This is a genomic window from Clostridium homopropionicum DSM 5847 (genome assembly GCF_001263795.1).
GTDB lineage: Bacteria > Bacillota > Clostridia > Clostridiales > Clostridiaceae > Clostridium_H > Clostridium_H homopropionicum.
Genome location: NZ_LHUR01000042.1, coordinates 100987 through 124431, shown reverse-complemented (window position 1 = coordinate 124431; position 23445 = coordinate 100987). Strand labels below are relative to the sequence as shown.

Sequence of the window (23445 nt, the reverse complement as noted above, 5' to 3'; positions counted from 1 at the left end):
TCATCCATTGGAGAAACCACAGCGTAAAAACTCAGGTTCAATGCATTCCTCCCAGATTCTTGGTACTTGATAATAAAAACTTGGCACAAATTCTGCACGTTTTTCTAAAATAGCTTTTCTAGGGCGATTTGAGGATATATAAAGAGTTTGATGGTTGAATTTTCCGTCTAGGGCAGAATCCCATATTTTATTTGGGACTAAAGAAAGTAAAGAACAATGTTTAATGCCACTTATTCATAATACTTCACTCCTTAAGCAATAGTAATAAACTTGAAATATATAATGAGCAATTAGTATTCCAAATTAAAGTATTGGCATAATAGTTGCATACTTATGAATTCAAGTTAAAAATTATAATAAATGGAGGTAGTATATATGTATAGAGACGTAGCTTTAGACGGGTTAACCCTTGATGAAATGGAGATTGGCGATAAAGCCTACCATCAAAAGACTATTACTGAATATGATGTTTACACATTTGCCGGAATTACAGGAGACTTTAATGTAGCACATATTAATGCAGTTGAAGCATCAAAAAATATGTTTGGAGAAAGAATTGCACACGGGGCTTTGACAGAAGGACTTATATCAGCAGTATTAGGAATGAAGCTTCCTGGAGCTGGCTGCTTGTATTTGGGTCAAACTCTCAAATTCACAAAACCTGTAAAAATAGGTGATACTGTGAAAGTTGAAGCAGAAGTAATTGATAAAATACCAGAGAAAAATAGAGTTATTATCAAAATAACTGCTACAAACCAAAAGGGTGAAGTTGTTGTTGTAGGCGAAGCTACAATTATGCCAAGGAAGAAATAGTATATAAATTTTTAATATTGCACCAGAAATATGATCTTTATTAGGGTAAAGGTCATATTTTTATTTTTAAGATAGTAAACGATTTCTTATAAAGTAAACATGTATAAAAAATAAGACAGTGGATTAATCATTAAGAATATCAATATATCTAAAAAAATCTCACAACAATATGTCTGAAAAATTCTACAAAACGCAATAAAAATCCTAAAGAAATAAATGGTTTTATAAAAAAATTTAAATTTTTAGAATAGTAGAATAAATTTTTAGTCTAAGTAAATTAATGAATAGTTCAGTTTTATCAATGCTTTGAAATCAATTAAAGAACGATAAGGGTATATTTAATTTTTTTATTGGCATGATGATTGCAATATTACTCAATGTAAAATTAAAAATCGGAGGTGTTTTATTAATGCAAGTATTTGCAATTGTTATTTCATTGTTACTATTAACTTATGTTGCGTATCGTGGTTATTCAGTTATCGTTTTTGCTCCTATATGTGCGGTGTTAGCAACGTTATTATCAGGTGGACATTTACTTCCAACCTATACTCAAGTATTCCTAGTTAAAGGTTTAGCATTTGCTACTAGTTATTTTCCGGTATTTTTACTTGGAGCAATTTTTGGTAAAGTAATGGAAACAGGTGGACTTGCTGTAGCTATAGCAGATTGGATTATGCATAAATTAGGAGCTAAAGCAACTCTTGTGGGTATAGTTCTTTCAACTGGTATATTAGGCTATGGTGGTGTAAGTGTATTTGTTATAGGTTTTGCAGTGTATCCTCTTGGAGCTGCTTTATTTAAAGAAGCAGATATCCCTAAAAGATTATTACCTGGTACATTAGCACTTGGATTATTTACTTTCGCAATGACTTGTTTCCCAGGAACTCCACAAATACAGAATATAATACCAACTAAATATTTTGGAACAGACTCTTTTGCAGCTCCTGTTTTAGGTACTGTTGCTGGATTAATAATAATGGTAGTTGGTCTTTTATACTTACAAATGAGAGTTAAAAGTGCAAAGGCTAAAGGTGAAGGTTATGGCGAGGGACATATAAATGAGCCTGATGAATTAGCAAGTGACCATAAGCATGTTAATCCTGCACTAGCAGCTCTGCCTTTGATTGCAGTATTAGTATTAAACTATGTAATGACAAAGGCAATTAAAAATTGGGATCCTGAAATGGTAAGTAAATTTAAAGGAATTACACTTGCTGGTGTAGCACCAATTTGGGCTTTAATTGTTTCACTAGTAGTAGGTGTTATCATTGCCATAATTGTTGGATGGAAGAATATAAAAACAGAAAAGAATCTTCAAGCAGCTATAAATGGTGGTGCAGCAGGATCTTTACTTGCAATTATGAATACATCATCTGAGGTTGGATATGGAAGCGTTGTTTCATCATTACCAGGATTTGCAGTTGTATCTAATTTCTTAATGGGAATATTCCCAAGTAATCCACTTGTTTCAGAAGCTATAACCATCAACGTACTTGCAGGTGTTACAGGTTCAGCATCAGGTGGTATGAGTATAGCACTTGAAGCAATGGGAGCACATTACCTTCAAGCTGGTGTTGCAGCAGGGATTAGTCCTGAAGTACTTCACAAAATTGCTTCCTTATCATCAGGTGGATTTGACTCACTTCCTCATAATGGAGCGGTAATTACATTACTTGCTATATGCGGATTGACTCATAAACAATCATATAGAGATATTGGAGTAATTTCAGTATTGATCCCATTTGCAACAACTTTTGTATTAATAATACTAATGTCATTATTTAGCTAGTTAAATAATAGTAGTTTAATTATAAGCAAACTACTTAAAACTTATATAACAGTATTGTAATTTATAAAAAATCAAATTAATGAGCTTAAATAATATTTTTACAAAATAAAATTTTCGAAAGGGGAAATTAGAAATGGGAAGAGTTAAGTTTGTATCAACAAAAGAAGCTGCAGCAATGATTCCTGATGGAGCACGTATAGGAACAGTTGGATTTATGCTAATTGGGGCTCCAGAAGAAATATGGCTAGAAACTGAAAAAAGGTTTTTAGAAACTGGAAGTCCAAAAAACATAAGTTTATTATGGGCATCAGGTCCTGGAGATGGAAAAGATATAAGGGGCTTTAATCATCTATGTCATGAAGGACTTTTAGCAAAAGCTGTCGGAGGACACTTTGGATTATTTCCTAAAATGGCTCCACTAATAAACAATAATAAAATGCAGGCTTATAATTTCCCACAAGGTGTGCTAACAGGAATGTTTAGGGAAATGGCTGCTCGTAGACCAGGAGTAATTACTCATGTTGGATTAGGTACTTTTGTAGATCCTGAGTTTGGAGGAGGAAAATTAAATTCTATTACTACTGAGGACATAGTTGAAAAAATTCAATTAGATGGTAAGCCATATTTGTTTTATAAAGCTCAAGAAATTGATGTTGCTGTAGTAAGAGGAACAGAAGCAGATGAAAATGGTAATATTGGAATAAGCAAGGAATCATTAAGACTAGAAGGATTATCAGCAGCTCAAGCAGCTAAGAACAATGGTGGATTAGTTATAGTCCAAGTAGAAAGATTAGTAAAAAACGGTACAATAGATCCTAAAAATGTATTAATTCCTGGACCACTTGTAGATGTAGTTGCTTTAGTTTCAGATAAGAAGAACCATATGCAGACCTCTGGAACAGACTTTAATATCGAGTTTATATCAGGTACTGGAGTTATAAAACAAGAAGAAAAGAAGAGTATGCCTCTAGATGTTAGAAAGGTAATTGGAAGAAGGGCAGCAATGGAGCTTGAAGACTCTATGACTGTATTAAATTACGGTATAGGTGTTCCAGAACAGGTTGCTATAGTACTAAAGGAAGAAGGGCTTGAAGATCACTTTATAGCTACAGTGGAGCCGGGTATTTATGGAGGAACAGCACAAGGAGGATTAAATTTTGGTGCTGCAATTGCTCCACAGGCAATAATAGACCACCCATATCAATTTGATTTCTATGATGGCGGTGGAGTTGACATGACCTTCTTAGGAATGGCTGAATGTAATGCAGCAGGAAGTCTAAATGTTTCTAAATTTGGTCCTAAAATTGCAGGCTGTGGTGGATTTATAGATATATCTCAAAATGCAAAAGCTTGTGTATTCTGTGGAACCTTCACAGCTGGTGGATTAAAAGTAGAAATTGGAGAGGGTAAGCTTAAGATAGTAAATGAAGGAAAGGTTAAAAAGTTTATAAATAACATAGAACAGATAACATTGAATGGAGAATATGAAAGCAAAAAGAATAAGAAGATTATGCTCATAACTGAAAGAGCAGTATTTGAATATAGAAAAGAAGGGTTAACTTTAATTGAAATAGCACCAGGAGTAGAACTTGAAAAAGATGTACTTGCACAAATGGAATTCAAACCAGTACTTGCTGATGAAATCAAGCTTATGGATGAAAGAATATTCAAAGATGAGCCAATGGGACTTGCCCTAAAATAAGAATGTATCACTAAGAAACTTGAATATTCCAATAATTTACAATTTATTAGGTTGCTAAGAAAATTTAGCAGCCTAATAAATTAATTCTTTATTTTTATGGTAATGGTATTAGTAATATTAGGGAAGTAAGATACTAAGAAAGTTAGTATATTACTCATATAATTTTAGTTAGGAGGATGAAAAATGAGAGAAGTAGTAATAGTAAGCGCTGCAAGAACACCCATTGGTAAAATAGGTGGAGCATTAAAAGGTTTTAAAGCAACTGAGCTTGGAGGAATTGCAATAAAGGAAGCAGTTAAGAGAGCTGTAATAGATCCAAGTACCGTTGATTATGCGTATGTTGGACAGGTATTGCAAGGGGGATGTGGTCAAATACCTTCAAGGCAGGCAACAGTAAAGGGTGGACTTCCTTATGAAGTACCTTCAATAACTATTGGAAAGGTTTGTTCATCAGGTATAAACGCAATAAATCTTGCTAATATAAAAATTCTTTCAGGACAAGCTGATATTGTAGTTGCAGCTGGTATGGAAAGCATGAGTAATGCACCATATTTTTTACCTAACATGCGTTGGGGAAATAAAATGGGAGATGTGAAAGCTAAGGATTTAATGATGCATGATGGTCTTTGGTGTTCATTCTATGACAGACACATGGCTGTACATGGTTCAGAGGTAGCAGCAGAATATGGTATCAGCAGACAGGTACAAGATGAATGGGCAGTAAGAAGTCAGGATTTAGCAATTAGTGCAATAAAAGGCGGAAGATTAAAGGAAGAAATAGTTCCAGTAGAAATTAAATCTAAAAAGGGTGTTACTGTATTTGATACAGATGAAGGTCCAAGAGAAGGAACTACCTTAGAAGCTCTTGCAAAATTACCACCAGTATTTACTAAAGATGGCTCAGTTACAGCAGGCAATGCTCCAGGAGTTAATGATGGTGGAGCTGCATTAGTTTTAATGTCAAAGGAAAAAGCTATGTCACTTGGGTTAAAACCTTTAGCAACAATTATAGATTATGCAGAAGTTTCACAAGATCCAAAATATATAGCTACAGTGCCAGGACTTTCAACAGTTAAATTACTTAATAAAAATAACTTAACAATAGATCAAATCAAATTATTTGAAGTAAATGAAGCTTTTGCAGCAGTTGCTTTAGTAAGTGGACAAATAGCTAAATGGGATCCAAACAAAGTAAATGTAGACGGAGGAGCAATTGCCTTTGGTCATCCAATCGGAGCGTCTGGGGCTAGAATAGTAATGCATCTTATTTATGCATTACGTGCACAAGGCGGCGGATATGGTGTTGCAGCTATCTGCAGTGGAGCAGCCCAAGGTGATGCAATATTAATTAAAGTAGATTAATTTTATTTTAGATATGCATAAAAATTACAATTTTACTTAGGGAGGATTAAAATTATGGCAATTAATAAAGTTTTAGTAATAGGTGCAGGACAGATGGGTGGAGGAATAGCTCAGGTCATGGCAACAGCGGGGTTAACAACCTATTTGAACGATGTAGATATAAGTATTGTTAATAAGAGAATAGAGTTCATAGCTGGCTTACTTACAAAAGACGTTGCAAAGAATAAAATTACAGAGGAAAAAAAGTCAGAAATATTAACAAATCTTATACCTTCAGACACATTAAATAACGCTGCAGACTGTGACTTAGTAGTAGAAGCTATTGTAGAAAATATGAAGGTTAAGGAAAGTGTTTTTGGTGAACTTGATAAAATTACAAAACCAAGCTGTATTTTAGCTACAAACACATCCTCACTTCCAATAACAGAAATTGCAGCAGCTACAAAGAGACCTGATAAAGTAATAGGAATGCACTTCATGAATCCAGTTCCTGTTATGAAGCTTGTTGAAGTAATTAGAGGAATTGCTACAACTGATGAAACCTATGCTGCAATTAAAGAGTTAAGCTTAAAACTTGGAAAATCTCCTGTTGAAGTAAGGGATTTCCCAGGATTCGTCTCAAATAGAGTATTACAAATGATGATAAACGAAGCAATTTACTGTGTATATGAAGGAATTGCTACTCCTGAAGATATTGATACAGTTATGAAGCTTGGAATGAATCATCCAATGGGACCACTTCAGCTAGCAGACTTTATAGGTTTAGACACTATATTATCAATAATGAACATTATGCATGAAGGTTATGGTGATTCAAAATACAGACCTTGCCCATTATTACGTCAATATGTTAAAGCAGGATGGGTTGGTAAAAAAGCTGGTAAAGGATTCTATGATTATAAATAAAAAATGAATGAGGGGGGATTAACAAATGCAGAACAATGTTGTTCTATATGAACAAAAGGGAAATATGGCTTATGTTACAATTAACCGTCCAGAAGCTTTAAATGCTTTAAATGGACGAGTACTGAAATCTTTAAATAGTGTTCTTGATTTAATAAGAGAAACTGATGAAATTAGTACTGTAATTATTAAGGGAGCCGGAAATAAAGCATTTGTAGCAGGGGCAGATATTAAGGAAATGAGCGGTATGAACTGTATGGAAGCTAGAGCCTTTAGTAAGCTTGGGCAGGAAGTTTTTAATAAAATTGAAAAGCTTCCTAAGGCAGTAATTGCTGCGGTTAATGGATTTGCACTTGGTGGAGGTTGTGAACTTGCCATGGCATGCGATATAAGAATTGCTACTAAGAAAAGTAAATTTGCTCTTCCAGAACTTGGACTTGGAGTAATACCAGGTTTTGCAGGAACACAGAGGATGCCAAGACTTGTAGGAAAAGGAAGAGCAAAGGAAATGATGTTTACATCAAAACAGGTTGGGGCAGAGGAAGCATACAGAATAGGACTTGTAAATGAAGTGGTAGATGAAGAGAATTTTCTCAATTATTGTGATGAAATGGCAAAGACCATTGGAACAAGAAGTAAAGCGGCTATTGCAATATGTAAATCATCAGTTAATGAAGGAATGGAACTTGATATTGATAAAGCCATGCTGCATGAAGCAGATTTATTTGGACTTTGTTTCTCTACAGAAGATCAGAGAGAAGGCATGGGTGCGTTTATAGAAAAAAGAAAACCAATTTTCAAATGATAATTACCAGAAAAAGGAGGTATGCTTATGGAAGCTATTTTTAAAAGAAGAAGCATAAGAAAGTATAACAAAGACATTGATGTTACTAAAGAACAAATTGAAAAAGTATTAAGAGCGGGAATGGCAGCACCTTCAGCTGGAGATGGACGAGAATGGGAATTTGTTGTTTTCAGGAGCCAAGAGATAAAAGATGAAATTATGAAAGTACATGACCATTCAAAGGCATTAGAGACAGCGCCTGTTGGCATAGTTGTTTGTGCAGATATAAAAAAACAAGCATATAAGGAATACGATTGGTGGATACAGGATTGTGCTGCTGCTATAGAAAACATGCTTATTGAAGCAACTTTTCTTGGTCTTGGGAGTCTATGGTTAGGTATACATTCTCGGGCTGAGAGAGTTGAAGGAATTAAGGGAATATTTGGATTGCCTGAATCGGTTATGCCTGTAGGTATTGTAGTTTTAGGTACTCCTGAGAAAGAGCGAAGGTCTATAGATAGATACATGGAGGATAGAGTTCATTTTGAAAAGTTTTAGATGAAAATATTAGGAGGTAATTATATGAGTAAAGTTGTTTCACCTGAATTCGCAGCATCTTTAGTTAAAGATGGTATGACAATAGGTGTAGGTGGATTTGTAGGTTTTGGAGCACCAGAAGAATTACTTATAGCTTTGCAGGAAAGATATAAGGAAACCAAATCTCCTAAAGGATTAACTATTTTCCATTGTGCAGGACTTGGAGATGGAGCTGAAAGAGGTATAAACCATCTTGCAGAAGAAGGGTTAGCTAAAAAAATTATTTGTGGACATATTGGATTGGAACCTAAGATAAGTAAACTCCTTGTGGAAAATAAAATGATCGGATTTTGCCTACCGCAAGGCGTAACTAGCCAAATTTTAAGAGCAACAGCTGGTAAAAAACCAGGAGTATTGACTCATGTGGGTTTAAACACATTTGCTGACCCAAGAGTTGAAGGTTGTAAGGTTAATCAAGCGGCTATAAATTCAGGGGAAGAAGTAGTATCCTTGGTAAAAATAGAAGGTAAAGATTATCTATTGTATAAATCGGTACCACTAGATATATGTTTTATTAAAGGTACTCTCGGTGATGAAGATGGGAATATTTCACTTCAAAAGGAAGCACTTATTTCTGATCAACTTGAAATGGCAGCTGCTACCCATAATTCTGGAGGTATTGTTATTGCTCAAGTTGAAAATGTCGTTAAGAAAGGTACAATTAAAGCACACGATGTTAAAATACATGGCTTCTTAGTTGATTATATAGTAAAAGGAAAACCTGAAAATAGTTATCAAGGATTTGCAGATAATTATTATAGACCTGAGTTATCAGGGGAAATAACAATACCTTTAAGTGCAATGGAGCCAATGGAATTAGGTAATAGAAAGATCTGTGGAAGAAGAGGAGCACTAGAGCTTAAAAAAGGTTCTCTTGTAAACCTTGGAATTGGAGTCCCTGAGGCTGTAGCAGCAGTTGCTGGAGAGGAAGGAATTTCAGGAGATATAACTCTTTCCATAGAATCAGGTGTACTTGGAGGAGTTCCTACTGGTGGTTTGGCAATTGGAGGAACTGTTAACCCAGAAGCGATAATAAAACAGCCTGACATTTTTGATATTTATGATGGCGGAGGACTTGACGTATCATTCCTTGGAGCAGCAGAAATAGATGAAAAAGGAAATGTAAATGTTTCTAAATTCGGTGGAAGGGTTGTAGGACCTGGAGGATTTATTAATATATCACAGAATGCCAAGAAGGTTTGTTTCACAGGTACATTTACTGCTGGAAAGCTAGAAACAAAAATTGAAGATAGTAAACTTACAATAGTAAAAGAAGGCAATGGTATTAAATTTAAGAAATCAGTAGAGCAGATAACCTTCTCCGCTGATTATGCAAATGAGTCAGGACAAGAAATATATTATATCACAGAAAGAGCGGTTTTCAAGCTTACAGACAAGGGAGTTAAGCTTATTGAAATAGCTCCAGGAGTAGATCTTCAGAAAGATATTCTAGCCAATATGGAGTTTAAGCCTTTAATCGCAGAAGATTTGAAGCTAATGGATGAGAGAATATTTAAAAATGAGAAAATGAGGCTTTCTTTCTAAATAATTTATCTAATGATTACTTAAATATTAAATAGTAAATACGAAGATATGTATCGTCTATGCAATTAGACGATACGTATCTTTTGTCTTTGTTATGCGAACTATATGACAAAGTGTGAAAAGCCATAGTAATTTTTATTATACCTTTATGATATAATTTATATATGGTTTATATGAAATGCTTTGAGCAATAATTAATATAAAAGACCGTAAATTACAGTGAGTGGAGGGATGTTGTTTTGGATCAAGATAAAATATTAGAAAACTATACAGAAAAACAAAAAAATCTTATCTGCGAAAAAATGCTTGAGATATCAGAAGATGGATTTGTAATTATGGATACTGATAATAATATTGCATATATTAATCCTGCTTATTGTAATCATTTACAGGTAGAGATGAAAGATGCTATAGGTAAACCAATCTTAGATATAATTCTAAATTCTAAACTGCCTGAGATAATACATAATAAAGAATTTATTGAGAAGGAAGTATTTCACCTAGCTGCAAAAGGACAACCTAATATTCATGATAAGTATTTTATTGTAACTAGAGCAAGTGTTATAGAAGAAGATAAAGCCATTGCTGCAATAGGACAAGTGAAATTTGAAAAAAACACAATGAAATTAGCCCAATCCCTTAGGGATTTAAATGAAGAATTGAAATACTATAAGGATGAATTTCATCGTCTTGTTAAAGATAGATTTTCCTTGGATAGTATCAAGGGAAATTCACATGAAATGATTGAAATAAAAAAAATTGCACAGAAGGCTGCTGAAAATGATTTTACAGTACTATTAACAGGTGAAACTGGTACTGGGAAAGAGGTATTTGCTAATGCAATACATTATTCCAGCAAACGAAAATTTAAACCATTAGTACGAGTTAATTGTGCAGCTATACCTCAAGAACTATTTGAGTCTGAGTTTTTTGGATATTCTGATGGAGCTTTTACTGGTGCTAAGAAAGGTGGTAAAAAGGGTAAGTTTGAGCTGGCAAACGGGGGGACGCTATTTTTAGATGAAATTGGAGATATGCCTCTTTTCATGCAGGTTAAGCTTTTAAGGGTTCTGCAAGAAAAAGAGATTGAAAAGATTGGAAGCGAAAAAACTATACCAATTGATATTCGTGTAATAGCTGCTACAAATAAAAACCTACAAGAGGAAATTTCAAAAAATAGATTTAGAGAGGATTTATATTATAGATTGAATGTTATAGGAATAGGTCTTCCACCTCTTAGAAAGAGAAAAGAAGATATTCCATTATTTATAGATAGCTTTTTAGAGGAAATAAATGAAAAATATAATACTAATATAAAGATATCAAAAGAGGTTAAAGATATTTTGATGAACTACACATGGCCTGGCAATGTAAGAGAATTAAAAAATACTATTGAAAGATGCTATACAATGGCAGATAATAATTTAATAACCAATGCAAGTCTTCCAGTTAATATTCTCACTAAATCAAAGCTTCAAAATTATGATAGCAGCAAAACACTAAATGAAATTATGGCCAATATTGAAAAGGAGATAATTTTGCAGGTAATTGAAAAAAACAATAGTAACATTCAGAAAACAGCAATAGATTTAGGTGTTCATAGAAGTACATTATATAAAAAGATGGGGGACTATAATATAAAAAGAAGTGATATAGATATTATAAAGGAATAATGTATATTCATAAATAGTTCTAAGTTAAAAGAGTATTAAAAAACTCTAAAACTTAGAATTTTATTATATAAAGTATGATCTTTACTGACGTAGAGATCATTTTTTATTTGTGAATTAGTAAACGATTTCTCAATAAGTAAACATGTATCAAAAATGAGATAAATATTTCAATATAGGGATTATCAACGTATCTAAAAAGTGATCTAATATTTAGTCTCAATTTTGGTACGAAAACATTGAATATCTTTAATTATATTTTAACAAACATAGGTTGTTTACAGTATATTACATATTTTAAACAAGAGGATGTGTATTTTAAAAAAATATTGATAACTTTTTAAATATTAAATAAAAAGCATGAATCCACGTAAATTAGCGCTTAGGGCAGCTTTGGTTTTTTAAAATTATTAAGTGAATAATGAGAAATTTCAAATAACTTTTTACTATTGGCATGAGGATTGCAATAATAGTCTGCGAGTAATCTAAACGTTATCATATATATGATTTTAAACTCAATAGTTGAAGGGAGGTAAATATAGATAATTTTATGTTTTAAATATGGTGATTTATAGGGTAGGAAAATAAATTTGGAGGTGTTTTATTAATGCAAGTATTTGCAATCGTATTATCTTTAGTACTATTAACTTATGTAGCTTATCGTGGATATTCAGTTATTGTTTTTGCACCTATATGTGCAATGTTAGCAACCTTATTATCAGGTGGACACTTACTTCCAACCTATACTCAAGTATTCCTAGTTAAAGGTTTAGCATTTGCTACTAATTACTTTCCAGTATTCTTGCTTGGAGCACTATTTGGTAAGGTAATGGAAGCTGGTGGACTTGCTCTAGCTATAGCAGATTGGATTATGCATAAGTTAGGAGCAAAAGCAACTATTATTGGTGTAGTACTTTCTACTGGTATTTTAGGCTATGGTGGTGTAAGTGTTTTCGTTATAGGTTTTGCAGTTTATCCACTTGGTGCAGCTTTATTTAAAGAAGCAGATATTCCTAAAAGATTATTACCTGGTACATTAGCTCTTGGATTGTTTACTTTCTCAATGACTTGTTTCCCAGGAACTCCGCAAATACAAAACATAATACCAACTAAATATTTTGGTACAGATTCTTTCGCAGCTCCTGTATTAGGTACAATTGCTGGATTAATAATTATTACAGTTGGAGTTATTTATCTAGAAATTAGAGTAAGAAATGCAAAAGCTAAAGGCGAAGGATATGGAGAAGGACATATAAACGAACCAGATGGAAGGGCTGATGATCATAAGATGGTAAATCCAGCATTAGCAGCTATTCCATTAGTAGCAGTTTTAGTATTGAATTACTTTATGACAAAAGCAATAAAGAACTGGGATCCTGAAATGGTTTCAAAATTTAAGGGTGTAACATTATCAGGAGTAGCACCAATCTGGGCATTAATTGTTTCACTAGTAGTAGGTGTAGTTTTAGCTATAATAATTGGATGGAAGAATATAAAAACAGAAAAGAATCTTCAAGCAGCTTTAAACGGTGGTGCTGCAGGTTCGCTTCTTGCAATAATGAATACCTCATCAGAAGTTGGATATGGAAGTGTTGTTTCATCATTACCAGGATTTGCAGTTGTATCTAATTTCTTAATGGGAATATTTCCAAGCAATCCACTTGTTTCAGAAGCTATTACAATCAACGTACTTGCAGGTGTAACAGGTTCAGCATCAGGTGGTATGAGTATAGCACTTGAAGCAATGGGAGCACATTACCTACAAGCAGGTGTTGCAGCAGGTATAAGCCCTGAAATACTTCACAAGATAGCTTCCTTAGCATCAGGTGGATTTGACTCTCTTCCTCATAATGGAGCAGTAATTACATTACTTACAATATGCGGATTAACTCATAAACAATCTTACAGGGATATAGGAGTACTTACAGTAGCACTACCATTTGTAACGACTGCCTTCTTAATAATTGTAATGACAATATTCGGTATATAAAATAATAACATGGGGGTATTGGTATATGAGTAAAGTTGTTTCAGCTGAATTTGCAGCATCTCTAATCAAAGACGGTATGACAGTAGGTGTAGGTGGGTTTGTAGGTTTTGGTTCACCAGAAGAATTACTTATTGCTTTACAAGAAAGATATAAGCAAACTAAATCTCCTAAAGATATAACTATTTTTCATTGTGCAGGACTTGGAGATGGAGCTGAAAAAGGAGCAAACCATCTTGCGGAAGAAGGTTTATCTAAAAGAATTATTTGTGCACATCTTGGATTAGAGCCTAAAATTAGTAAGCTTCTAGTTGAAAATAAAATGATTGGATTTTGTGTTCCTCAAGGTGTAACAAGTCAGATGTTAAGGGCAACAGCAGGAAAAAAACCAGGAGTATTAACTCACGTTGGTTTAAATACATTTGCTGATCCTAGGGTTGAAGGCTGCAAAGTAAATCAGGCAACCAGAGATTCAGGTGAAGAAATAGTATCATTAATAAATATTGAAGGAAAGAATTACTTATTATATAAGTCAGTACCTATAGATATATGCTTTATAAAAGGTTCTTTCTGTGATGAGGATGGTAATACTTCTCTTGAGAAAGAGGCTCTTATTTCAGATCAGTTAGAAATGGCTGCAGCTACACATAATTCAGGCGGTATTGTAATACTTCAGGTTGATAACATAGTTAAAAAGGGTACAATTAAAGCACATGACGTTAAAATACATGGTTTCTTAGTTGACTACATAGTTAAAGGCTCACCAGAAAATAGTGTACAAACTTTTGCATATGATTATTATAGACCTGAATTATCAGGAGAAATAACAATACCTTTAGATTCGGTTGAACCTATGGAATTAGGCAATAGAAAAGTATGTGGAAGAAGAGGAGCAATAGAGCTTAAAAAAGGTTCTCTTGTAAACCTTGGAATTGGAGTTCCAGAAGCTGTTGCTGCAGTTGCAGGAGAAGAAGGAATATCGGGAGATATTACTCTTTCAATAGAATCAGGTGTACTTGGTGGTGTACCTACTGGAGGATTAGGAATAGGTGGAACTGTTAATCCAGAAGCTATAATAAAGCAGCCTGATATATTTGATATTTATGATGGTGGAGGACTTGATGTGTCATTCCTTGGAGCTGCTGAGATTGATGAAAAAGGAAATGTAAATGTTTCTAAATTCGGGGGAAGAGTTATAGGTCCAGGTGGATTTATTAATATATCACAAAATGCTAAGAAGGTTTGCTTTACGGGTACATTTACTGCAGGAAAGTTAGTAACAAAGATTGAGGATGGAAAACTTACAATTATTGAAGAGGGTAAGGGTATTAAATTTAAGAAATCAGTAGAGCAGATAACTTTTTCAGCTGACTATGCAAATGAATCAGGACAAGAAATATTATATATTACTGAAAGAGCCGTATTCAAACTTACAGATAAGGGAATTACTCTTGTGGAAATAGCTCCTGGTGTTGATTTAGAAAAGGACATACTTGCTAATATGGAATTTAAGCCAATAATAGCAGAAAATCTAAAACTAATGGATGAAAGAATATTTAAAGATGAGAAAATGGGACTTTCTTTTTAAATTTTATAATTGTTTAAATTAATATAAAGGATTAAAATATATATATGTATCCACTATGCAAATGGAGGATACATATTTTTTATTATCCATTAAGGAATAGGAGTGATTTTGTGTCAGAATACAAGTCAAAATTAGAAAGTCCTGAATTAGATTATCTATGTGAAGCTATTTTATCACTACAGACTAAAGAAGAATGCTATAAATTTTTTGAAGATATATTTACAATCAATGAACTAAAATCTGTAGAGCAAAGATTGCAAGTAGCAAAAATGCTTAAGCAAAAAAATACTTATAGTGAAATTGCAAGTAGTACTGGTGCAAGTACAGCTACAATAAGCAGGGTGAATAGATGCTTGAATTATGGAAGTGATGGCTATAACCTTGTATTAGAAAGAATAAAATGGGAATAATACTAACAAAAGGGTGTTAGGAGGATTTAGATGGATTTAAAAGCATTATTAAATAAAGAACAATATGAGGCAGCTGTAACCATTCAGGGGCCTTTACTAGTTTTAGCAGGTGCTGGGTCTGGCAAAACTAGAGTTCTTACATATAGGATAGCCCATATGATAGAGGATTTAGGTATCCCTTTTTATAATATATTAGCTATAACCTTTACCAACAAGGCAGCTGGAGAAATGAAGGATAGAATTAAAAAGCTAGTAGATACAGATATCGAAAATATGTGGGTTTCTACTTTCCATTCCTGTTGTGTAAGAATTTTAAGAAGAGAAATAGATAAGCTGGGATATAATAAGAACTTTGCAATTTATGATAGTTCTGACCAAAAGACTTTAGTAAAGCAATGTATGAAAGAGTTAAACATAAATGATAAAGAAATAGATGAAAAAGAAATAATAAGTAAAATCGGAAAGCAAAAGGACAACTTAGTTACTGCTGAGGAATACAAGAAGAGAAATGAAAAAGATTTTAGAAAAAACAAAATAGCAGATGTTTATCTTTTGTATCAAAAAAAATTAAAAAATAGTAATGCTCTTGATTTTGATGATTTAATCTTTAAAACCGTTGAGCTGTTTAAGAAAGAGCCTGAGGTTCTAAAATTTTATCAAAATAAATTTAAATACATAATGGTGGATGAATATCAGGACACCAATAAAGCTCAGTATCAGCTGGTTAAGATGCTGGCAGCAGGACATAGAAATATATTTGTTGTGGGTGATGATGATCAATGTCTGCCAGAAGGATCACTTGTAAATTCAGAAAATGGCATGGTTAAAATTGAAGAGGTTTTACCAAATCAATATGTTTATAGTGCAGCAGGGAATGGAGAAGTTATTAAAGCTAAAGTAGAAAAAGTTATAAAAAAGCAGTATAAAGGTGTCCTTGTTAAGGTTAAAACCGAGAGCGGAAAAGAAATCTCAGCTACTCCTAATCATATAACCTTTGCAGCCCTTAATATAGTTCCAGAAGTGTACTATATATACTTAATGTACAAGAATGGAATGGGCTATAGAATCGGTCAAACTCAAGCTATAAGAAGCAGATATAAAGATAAACTAGATAGCGGACTTGCTGTTAGGCTAAATCAGGAAAAAGCAGATAAGATGTGGATAATTAAATGCTGTAAAACAAAAGCTGAAGCAACATTCTATGAACAATATTATTCAGTTAAGTACGGTATTCCAACTGCTGTTTTTCATGATAAGGGCAGAGGAATTGCAATGAGTCAAGAACAGCTAAATAAACTATTTAAAGAAATAGATAGCTATAGCGCTGCAGAAAGATTAATGAGGGAATTATTCTTATTTGAAGATTATCCACATCATTTTAGCAGTGCTGTTACTCGAGGAGACACATCAAGGAAAATTATAAATATTAGTTATTTCTCTTGCAAACGCTCAGAACGCAGAGGCTATTATTCACATAGGGTAAGTTTAATAACTTCAGGAGCTGAGGCAAGAGAAAGATTTACTAAAGCTGGTTTCCCTGTGAGAGCTGAAAAAGGTCATACTTGGAGAGTTGAAACAGAGAGAAGCTTATATGATGATGCAGAAGCTTTGGGTAGAAAGCTAAATTCAACAATGGATGGATTAAGCATTATTAGAAAGGCAAAACTCACAAAAGATAGGTCCTATTATTTTATGCCTTTTGGAAGCTTACGTGAAGGAATGAGTATAGTTTCAAATTGCAATGGCGAGCTTGTGGAAGATGTAATATCAGAAATTAGCTTTGAAAATTATGAAGGCTTTGTATACGACTTAAGTATACCAGAATTAAGACAGTATATAGCAAATGATGTGGTAGTGCATAACTGCATTTATCAATGGAGAGGTGCGGATATCAAGAATATATTGGATTTTGAGAAGGACTACCCAGAGACCAAGGTAATAAAGCTCGAAGAAAATTATAGGTCTAAGGGAAATATTCTTAATGCTGCTAACTCTGTTATTAAAAATAACTCCCAAAGAAAAAACAAAGTTCTAAGAACTATAAATCCTTTAGGTGAAAAAATTAAAATCTATAGGGCTTATTCAGATATGGATGAAGGTAGCTTTATAGCAAATGAGATAAAAAGACTTATGGAAAAGGAAAACAGAAGCTTTAAAGATTTTGCTATTCTTTACAGAACAAATGCCCAATCAAGAATTTTTGAAGACGTATTTATGAAAAGGGCTATTCCTTATAGAATAATCGGAGGATTAAAGTTTTACGATAGAAAAGAAATTAAGGATATAACTGCTTACTTAAAATTTATAAATAATCTTCAAGATGATATTAGTCTTAGAAGAATAATTAACGTTCCTAAAAGGGCTATTGGTAATTCTACTGTAGAAAAAATACAGGAATTTGCAAGCTATATGGATGAATGCATGTATAGTGTTTTATTGGATATAGAAAATATACCAGGTCTTTCTAAAAAAGCTATTGCATCTATAAATAAGTTTACAAGCTTAATAAATAGCTTTAACAGAAATAAAGATAAAGTAAGCGTTTCTACATTAATAGAGGAAATACTAGAGAGTACAGGATATTTAAAAGAGCTTAAAGACTCTAATGAAATTGAAGACATCAGCAGAATTGAAAATATTAAAGAATTAGTATCTGCTGCAGTAGAATTTGAGAATTCCAGTGAGGATAAATCCCTTTCAGCATTCTTAGAAAAGATAGCTCTAGTTTCAGATATAGACAATTATGATGAAGAAACAGATACTACTGTAATGATGACCATGCACAGTGCAAAGGGATTAGAGTTTCCAGCGGTTTTTATGGCTGGTATGGAAAATGGTATTTTTCCAGGGACTCAATCTCTTGACAATTTTTCAGAGATGGAGGAATCTCGAAGGCTTTGTTATGTAGGAATAACTAGAGCAAAAGAGAAGTTATATTTGACATCCGCAAGTACAAGAAGAGTCTTTGGGAGAACCGTAAGCTATGCAGAATCAGATTTTATAAATGAAATATCCCCAGAGCTAAAGGAAGTTATTAGAGAAAATAGACCTTCAATTAATGGGGGAGGTAATAGGACTGTTGTAAGTGAAAGATATTTAAATCTAAATATAAATTCACATTCTATTTCTAGTTTTAGCAATAGAAAAGCTGAAAAAGCTATTAATTCTATTTTAAGCAGTGAGAACTTTTCTACTTCAGAGAGTCAAAATGTACAGAGCAATGTAAACTTAGAAGAAGTATCTGTAGGAAGAAAGGTAAAACATGATAAATTTGGAGTGGGTACTATAGTTAGTGCTGTAAAAAATGGAGATGACATGAAGGTTACTATTGCTTTTGATAACATGGGAATAAAACAGCTTATGTTTAGTATGGCACCGTTAAAGTTAATATAGGAAAATGAGGGCGAAGGTTATGGAAGATAAAAAGCAAAGGATTTTTCATCTAGTTGAAGAGCTAAATAAATTAGCTTATGAATACTATACTTTAGATAATCCTAGTGTATCAGATAAAGAATATGATGAAAAATATGATGAGCTGGTTAGGCTTGAAGAGGAAACTAAAATGATTCTTCCTTATTCTCCAACTCAAAGGGTAGGCGGAATGGTTTTAGCTGAGTTTAAGAAATATAGACATAAAGGGAAACTATTAAGCCTTGGAAAAGCGCAAAATATTGGAGAGTTAAGGGATTGGCATAGCAAAAATTTGAAGGCGGTAGAAGCCTATAATTTAAGTAATGAAGATAAATTACCGCAAATAAGATATATAGTTACTAAAAAATTTGATGGACTTACTATTAACTGTACTTATGACAATGAAGGTATATTAATAAAAGGTGCTTCTAGGGGAACAGGAGAAATTGGAGAAGATATAACAGCACAGGTTAAAACTATAAAAACAATTCCGCTTAAAATAGATAATAATGCTGTAATTGAAGTACATGGAGAGGCTATAATGACAAAAGAGGCCTTTGAGGAATATAATAAAGTAGCAGCTACTCCACTAAAAAATTTGAGAAATGGGGCAGCAGGAGCTCTTAGAAATTTAAACATTAAAGAAACAGCAAGAAGGAATCTTTCAGCGTTTTTTTATGATATTGGATACAATGAAGGAGAGCCTTTTGAAACGTATTTTGATATGCTTAATTTTATTAAGGATAAAGGACTTCCAGTAGATGATTATTACAAGGTTTGCTATACATCAGAAAAAATAGAAAAGGAAATTGATTATATAAATTCTATAAGATATGATTTAAATTATGATATTGATGGCGTGGTTATTGCTATAGATCACATTAAGACAAGAGAAATTATTGGATATACAGTAAAGTTTCCTAAATGGGCAATAGCGTATAAATTCGAGGCACAAGAAGCAACTACAAAGTTATTAGATGTAGAATGGAATGTTGGGAGAAGTGGTAGAGTTAGTCCAACAGCTTTACTTGAGCCTGTAGATATAGGTGGAGTTACAGTAAAAAGAGCTACATTAAATAATATGGATGACATTAATAGAAAAGGTGTTAAAATAGGAAGCACAGTTTTTCTAAGGCGTTCTAACGATGTAATCCCAGAAATTATGGGAGTAGTAGAAAATGAAGAAGACACTAAAGAAATTTGTCCTCCTAAAAACTGTCCTTATTGCGGAAGTGAGGTAATACAAGAAGGAGTTCATTATTTTTGTGAAAATTCTCTTTCCTGTAAACCACAGCTTGTTAAATCTATTGTGCATTTTGCAAGCAGAGAGGCTATGAATATATCTGGCTTTAGTGAAAAAACTGCGGAACAGCTGTTTGAAGAACTAAATATTAAGTCAATTTCAGATTTATATAGAATTCAAAAAGAAGATTTGCTTAAATTAGAGAGGTTTGGAGAAAAAAAAGCGAACAACCTTCTGGAGGCAATAGAAAAAAGTAAGAAGTGTGATTTGCCTTCATTTGTATATGCATTAGGTATTCCTAATGTAGGGAAGAAAACAAGTGTAGATTTAGTAAAGAGATTTAAAACTTTAGAAAATATAATAAATGCAAAGTTTCATGAGCTTATTTCTGTTGAAGAAGTTGGAGATATAATTGCAAAAAGTATAATTGAATTCTTTAAAAACTCTAAAATATTATCAAGTATTAATGAGTTAATTGAATTAGGAGTGGAACCATATTTCAAAGAAGAAAAGGTAGAGGAAAATGTATTTAATGGGAAGACTGTAGTTGTAACAGGTTCTCTCGAAACCTATTCAAGGAATGAAATAAAGGAGAAGCTTCAGTCTCTTGGGGCAAAGGTATCAGGCAGTGTTAGTAAAAATACTGATTACGTATTAGTTGGAAAAGAGCCTGGGTCAAAATATGATAAAGCTTTAGAGTTAAATATTAAAATAATAAATGAAGAGGATTTTCAAAGAATGTTAAATTGAAACTAAAAGATGTGAAATTGAGGGATGTAAAATGAAAAAGATAATAAGTATATCAGCATGGACATTTGTAATAATTACTATTCTATGTCTTTTACTAACTATGCTTTCATCTTATAATTTCGTAAATATAAAGTACTTTCATAATTATTATGTATTTCAATTAAGTATAATTATAACAATGTTTCTCTGGAGCATTAAACAGTTTCAAATTAGAAATGGTCAATGGGTAAATTCTATATTTTGTATGCTTTTAGGCTTTGGAGCTATGTTTTTTGTTATTTTGAAGGTATATTAAATAAACGGACAAGAAAAGGTGATCATTAAAGAGTCACCTTTTTATACTATAGAGTTTAAAAAAATTTGATTGGAGCAAAAGAATGAAAAAATTTAAAAAATTCTATATAGAGATTACCAATGTATGCAACCTTTCCTGTAGTTTTTGCCCTGTAACTAGGAGAAAAGGCGAATTTATGAATACAGTAACCTTTAGTAAAATATTAGAACAAATTGAATCATATACAGAATATATATATTTTCATGTAAAGGGAGAGCCGCTTTTACATCCTGAAATTGATAAATTTTTAGATTTAGCTTGGGAAAAAGGCTTTAAAGTTAACATAACCACAAATGGCACTCGAATAAACCAGGTTAAGGATAAAATAATTAATAAACCTGCTCTAAGGCAGGTTAACTTTTCCCTTCATAGCTTTGATGGAAATGATTTAAATATAGATAAGGAAGAATATATTAACAATATAATTTCTTTTACAAAGGAAGCTATAAGCAATACTAAGGCTTTAATATCTCTAAGGCTGTGGAATTTAGATAAAGATAATGAAGTAAATATTAATAGGAACAGAAATCGTGCTCTTCTTCAGATAATTGAAGATGAATTTAATTTAGAGTATATTATTGAAGAAAAAATAATCCAAGGAAGGGGAATTAAAATTTCTGATAGAGTTTATGTAAATCAAGATCACGAATTTCAATGGCCAGATTTAAAAGAGGAAGAGGATGAAGGAAAAGGATTTTGCTACGGACTTAGAAATCAGATAGCAATATTGGTAGATGGAACTGTAGTACCTTGCTGTCTCGATGGGGAAGGAGTAATTAATTTAGGCAATATAAAAGAAACTGATTTTTCAGAAATAGTTGAAGGAGAGAGAGCTAAGAATATATTAGAAGGATTTTCAAGAAGATATGCAGTTGAAGAACTGTGCAGGAAATGTGGTTATAGAAAAAAATTTAGTATATAATATATAGTTTGTTGGTAATAATTGAAGGTAAAGTATAATAAATGGTGAGTGATTATTATGAAAATAAAAAAAGCTATATCCATAGTAATTCTTTTAGTTGTGATTTTTAGCGGATGTGTAGAAAGAAAAACCTTTACCAGCCAAAATAGAAACTATATTGTATATAATGTAGAGAAACTTCCAAAAGATTTATTTAAACTTAGTGATATGGATATATCACAAGAAGATATAATCCTTTCTATTTTCGAGGGTCTAGTTTCAACTGATTTAGAGGGAAAGATTGTGCCAGGACTCGCTGATAGCTTTTCTTTAAGCCAGGATAAGCTTACCTATACCTTTCATTTAAGAGATAATATTAAGTGGAGTGATGGAAGTGAAATTACAAATAGAGACTTTATAAATTTTTTTTCTGAGATTTTAAAGGAAGATCAAGATAGTGGTAAGCTACTTACGTGTATTTTTGGAGTTAGTGATTATTTAGAAGATAAGATAAACTTTGATGGAGTTGCTATAAGAGCTAAGGATAATAAAATAATAGAAATGAGATTAAATTATCCTTGTGATTATTTTTTAAATATACTAAGTCAGCCAAGTTTTTTTATAAGGAAAGATTTAAACAGCTTGAAAAATTGGAAGGATGAATTTAAGAATATAAAATACTCAGGAGCTTATATTATTGACAATATTTATCCTAATGGGGAAATTTCTTTAAAAAAGAATATAAATTATTGGGATGAAAAAAATGTATTTACTGATAAAATTCACATTAGCAGCGATGAAACTAGTGCTTTTTCTTTAGCAAAGTACAATTCAAATGAAATAGATATAACTTCAAATTTACCAAATAAAGAGCTTGTGCAACTTCAAGAGAAAGAAAAATTAATTAAGGATACTACCTTAAAAGGATACAGTATAAATTTTAATTTAAAGAAAAATAAATTTCTTAATAATATAAACTTTCGAAAAGCTATTGCTATGTCAATTGAAAAAAATCTATTAGAAAAAGAGTTAAATGGAATTATTACAAAAAGTTCTTGGTATGTTCCAGAAAATACTCAAGGAACAGAACCAAGAGGAAGTTATTTAGACGCAAATAAAATAGGAGATACCTTAGAAAAATTATTATCTTCAAGCGGATATAAAGGTGAAGAGTTAAAGCTTTTATATAAAAGCAGTGATATAAACGATTTAATAGTAGATTTTATTGCTAAAGATTTAAAGAAATCAAATATAAATCTTTATGTTGAAGGTGTAAATGAAGAAAACTATCAGCTAAATTTAAAGAATAGTAATTATGATTTAGTATTATCAGAATATCTCGGGAAATATGATAATTCACTTTCATTTTTAGAAGAGTGGCTTTCAACCTCAGATTCAAACCTCTATGGATACACAAATTCAGAATTTGAAAAAAATATTTTGAAAGGCAAAGTAGCTAAAAGCTTAAAAGAAGGGGAAAATTATTTTATAACTGCTGAAAAGATTTTAATAAACGATATGCCGTTTATAACTTTAGGTCTTTACAACAGAATTATTGCTGTAAAACCATATATAAACGGCATTAAGATAAACAAAAAAGGAAATGTACTTTTAAAAAATGTTTATTTAGAAAAATCTATATATTAATTTGCAAGC

General features: G+C 32.3%; 17 protein-coding genes and 1 pseudogene. All 18 read left to right on the top strand.

The window, feature by feature from the left end; translation table 11 throughout:
- Positions 1-375: 375 nt before the first annotated feature.
- Positions 376-813, top strand: a complete 438-nt coding sequence (locus CLHOM_RS15650; RefSeq protein WP_052222621.1) for a MaoC family dehydratase — start codon at positions 376-378, stop codon at positions 811-813.
- Positions 814-1222: 409 nt separating this feature from the next.
- Positions 1223-2602: a GntP family permease gene (locus tag CLHOM_RS15645; protein WP_052222620.1), complete on the top strand. Its 1380-nt coding sequence runs from the start codon at positions 1223-1225 to the stop codon at positions 2600-2602.
- Between the two features lie 133 nt (positions 2603-2735).
- Entirely contained in the window at positions 2736-4304 is a 1569-nt protein-coding gene (locus CLHOM_RS15640) for an acyl CoA:acetate/3-ketoacid CoA transferase (protein ID WP_052222619.1), read from the top strand.
- A gap of 183 nt (positions 4305-4487) precedes the next feature.
- Positions 4488-5666, top strand: a complete 1179-nt coding sequence (locus CLHOM_RS15635) for an acetyl-CoA C-acetyltransferase (RefSeq protein WP_052222618.1) — start codon at positions 4488-4490, stop codon at positions 5664-5666.
- A 54-nt stretch (positions 5667-5720) separates the two neighbouring features.
- Positions 5721-6572, top strand: coding sequence for a 3-hydroxybutyryl-CoA dehydrogenase (locus CLHOM_RS15630; protein ID WP_175478639.1), 852 nt, complete (start codon positions 5721-5723; stop codon positions 6570-6572).
- A gap of 25 nt (positions 6573-6597) precedes the next feature.
- Complete coding sequence (locus CLHOM_RS15625) at positions 6598-7374, top strand: enoyl-CoA hydratase-related protein (protein ID WP_052222616.1); 777 nt, start codon at positions 6598-6600, stop codon at positions 7372-7374.
- Between the two features lie 27 nt (positions 7375-7401).
- Positions 7402-7911: a nitroreductase family protein gene (locus CLHOM_RS15620; RefSeq protein WP_052222615.1), complete on the top strand. Its 510-nt coding sequence runs from the start codon at positions 7402-7404 to the stop codon at positions 7909-7911.
- Positions 7912-7935: 24 nt separating this feature from the next.
- Positions 7936-9495: an acyl CoA:acetate/3-ketoacid CoA transferase gene (locus CLHOM_RS15615; RefSeq protein WP_052222614.1), complete on the top strand. Its 1560-nt coding sequence runs from the start codon at positions 7936-7938 to the stop codon at positions 9493-9495.
- A 239-nt stretch (positions 9496-9734) separates the two neighbouring features.
- Complete coding sequence (locus CLHOM_RS15610; protein ID WP_052222613.1) at positions 9735-11168, top strand: sigma-54 interaction domain-containing protein; 1434 nt, start codon at positions 9735-9737, stop codon at positions 11166-11168.
- 604 nt (positions 11169-11772) lie between these two features.
- Entirely contained in the window at positions 11773-13155 is a 1383-nt protein-coding gene (locus CLHOM_RS15605; protein ID WP_052222612.1) for a GntP family permease, read from the top strand.
- A 25-nt stretch (positions 13156-13180) separates the two neighbouring features.
- A complete protein-coding gene (locus CLHOM_RS15600) occupies positions 13181-14740 on the top strand; it encodes an acyl CoA:acetate/3-ketoacid CoA transferase (protein ID WP_052222611.1) in 1560 nt (519 codons plus the stop codon).
- Positions 14741-14850: 110 nt separating this feature from the next.
- Positions 14851-15150, top strand: coding sequence for a YerC/YecD family TrpR-related protein (locus CLHOM_RS15595; RefSeq protein WP_052222610.1), 300 nt, complete (start codon positions 14851-14853; stop codon positions 15148-15150).
- Between the two features lie 30 nt (positions 15151-15180).
- A pseudogene (locus CLHOM_RS15590) lies at positions 15181-18175 on the top strand (UvrD-helicase domain-containing protein); the annotation flags it as partial.
- Positions 18151-18543, top strand: coding sequence for a hypothetical protein (locus tag CLHOM_RS18950; RefSeq protein WP_423230643.1), 393 nt, complete (start codon positions 18151-18153; stop codon positions 18541-18543). The pseudogene CLHOM_RS15590 and the gene CLHOM_RS18950, both read left to right, overlap by 25 nt.
- A gap of 19 nt (positions 18544-18562) precedes the next feature.
- Positions 18563-20554 carry an NAD-dependent DNA ligase LigA gene (gene ligA / locus CLHOM_RS15585; protein WP_052222608.1) on the top strand — a complete coding sequence of 664 codons (1992 nt, stop codon included), beginning with the start codon at positions 18563-18565 and terminating at the stop codon, positions 20552-20554.
- A gap of 31 nt (positions 20555-20585) precedes the next feature.
- Positions 20586-20849, top strand: a complete 264-nt coding sequence (locus CLHOM_RS15580) for a hypothetical protein (protein WP_052222607.1) — start codon at positions 20586-20588, stop codon at positions 20847-20849.
- An 82-nt stretch (positions 20850-20931) separates the two neighbouring features.
- Positions 20932-21810: a radical SAM/SPASM domain-containing protein gene (locus tag CLHOM_RS15575; RefSeq protein ID WP_052222606.1), complete on the top strand. Its 879-nt coding sequence runs from the start codon at positions 20932-20934 to the stop codon at positions 21808-21810.
- A gap of 57 nt (positions 21811-21867) precedes the next feature.
- Positions 21868-23436: a peptide ABC transporter substrate-binding protein gene (locus tag CLHOM_RS15570; RefSeq protein WP_052222605.1), complete on the top strand. Its 1569-nt coding sequence runs from the start codon at positions 21868-21870 to the stop codon at positions 23434-23436.
- Positions 23437-23445: the final 9 nt, after the last annotated feature.

Excerpts from the sequence above, each read along its gene's own strand:
- CLHOM_RS15650 (WP_052222621.1), top strand. The coding sequence starts at position 376 with ATGTATAGAGACGTAGCTTTAGACGGGTTAACCCTTGATGAAATGGAG.
- CLHOM_RS15645 (WP_052222620.1), top strand. The coding sequence starts at position 1,223 with ATGCAAGTATTTGCAATTGTTATTTCATTGTTACTATTAACTTATGTT.
- CLHOM_RS15640 (WP_052222619.1), top strand. The coding sequence starts at position 2,736 with ATGGGAAGAGTTAAGTTTGTATCAACAAAAGAAGCTGCAGCAATGATT.
- CLHOM_RS15635 (WP_052222618.1), top strand. The coding sequence starts at position 4,488 with ATGAGAGAAGTAGTAATAGTAAGCGCTGCAAGAACACCCATTGGTAAA.
- CLHOM_RS15630 (WP_175478639.1), top strand. The coding sequence starts at position 5,721 with ATGGCAATTAATAAAGTTTTAGTAATAGGTGCAGGACAGATGGGTGGA.
- CLHOM_RS15625 (WP_052222616.1), top strand. The coding sequence starts at position 6,598 with ATGCAGAACAATGTTGTTCTATATGAACAAAAGGGAAATATGGCTTAT.
- CLHOM_RS15620 (WP_052222615.1), top strand. The coding sequence starts at position 7,402 with ATGGAAGCTATTTTTAAAAGAAGAAGCATAAGAAAGTATAACAAAGAC.
- CLHOM_RS15615 (WP_052222614.1), top strand. The coding sequence starts at position 7,936 with ATGAGTAAAGTTGTTTCACCTGAATTCGCAGCATCTTTAGTTAAAGAT.
- CLHOM_RS15605 (WP_052222612.1), top strand. The coding sequence starts at position 11,773 with ATGCAAGTATTTGCAATCGTATTATCTTTAGTACTATTAACTTATGTA.
- CLHOM_RS15600 (WP_052222611.1), top strand. The coding sequence starts at position 13,181 with ATGAGTAAAGTTGTTTCAGCTGAATTTGCAGCATCTCTAATCAAAGAC.
- ligA (WP_052222608.1), top strand. The coding sequence starts at position 18,563 with ATGGAAGATAAAAAGCAAAGGATTTTTCATCTAGTTGAAGAGCTAAAT.
- CLHOM_RS15580 (WP_052222607.1), top strand. The coding sequence starts at position 20,586 with ATGAAAAAGATAATAAGTATATCAGCATGGACATTTGTAATAATTACT.
- CLHOM_RS15575 (WP_052222606.1), top strand. The coding sequence starts at position 20,932 with ATGAAAAAATTTAAAAAATTCTATATAGAGATTACCAATGTATGCAAC.
- CLHOM_RS15570 (WP_052222605.1), top strand. The coding sequence starts at position 21,868 with ATGAAAATAAAAAAAGCTATATCCATAGTAATTCTTTTAGTTGTGATT.